This is a genomic window from Halorubrum tibetense (genome assembly GCF_042661865.1).
Lineage (GTDB): Archaea > Halobacteriota > Halobacteria > Halobacteriales > Haloferacaceae > Halorubrum > Halorubrum tibetense.
The window spans coordinates 1-743 of sequence record NZ_JBHSWW010000576.1; the positions used below are offsets into that span (position 1 = coordinate 1).

At 46.2% G+C, this 743-nt stretch carries 1 protein-coding gene; it reads right to left on the minus strand.

Annotated elements, in window-relative coordinates; all coding sequences use genetic code 11:
• Nucleotides 1–323 (minus strand): TonB-dependent receptor plug domain-containing protein (locus ACFQEU_RS17060; protein WP_379784084.1); only part of this gene is annotated, 323 nt, incomplete at its 3' end.
• Nucleotides 324–743 lie beyond the last annotated feature (420 nt).

The following is a 743-nucleotide window of genomic DNA, read 5'->3' on the forward strand; positions in this document are numbered from 1 at the left end:
ATTTCAGTGCGGTTATCATTAGTACCGCGAATTTGTACCCCGGTGCCCACACCTGCAGTACGCGTAATCTGGATGCCGGGCACATTCTCTAGCACTTCTGCCAAGTTTTGGTCCGGTAACTTACCGATATCTTCGGCCTGAATAACTTCGACCAGATTGTTCGCATCCCGCTTTTGGTCAAGCGCATTTGCGAGCGACGCACGAATACCGGTAACCACCACTTCTTCGAGTTGATCGATGCCGTCTTCCTGTGCCAGTAGCTGTGGCGCAAAAGCCAAAGTGGCAGCTGAAATTGCTAGGGTATTGATTGCTCTGATAGCCATCGCCAGATGACGTTTATTGTTATTTATCATTCTTGCATTCCTCTCCTTTGTTGTTGCCTCAAGTATGAATATCGGACTTGATGGTCATAGCGAGTAGACTCTTTTCAGACGATAGTGTCAACCAATCAATCTGATTTGGAAATCGTAATCTATCTGATCAATTTATGGTTTTTCTATGTAATTTAATGGCTTAGCGATGTTGTAGGTCGTTAAAATATATTGGCATGTAAATCCGACCTGCTTAGATGTTTTGGTCTGATCAATTTGTTTGGCTGAACTGGCTTGTATGCGGGCCTAGCCATGGAGGTGTTCAGTTGAATAATTGGTCAGATACCTTGCTCGGTCAGCGGCGATTGATGCAGATCTAGCGTAGTCTGCGAATAGCGTTGGCGTTTGCCCGAGGTTGAGCGTCGCAAGGGC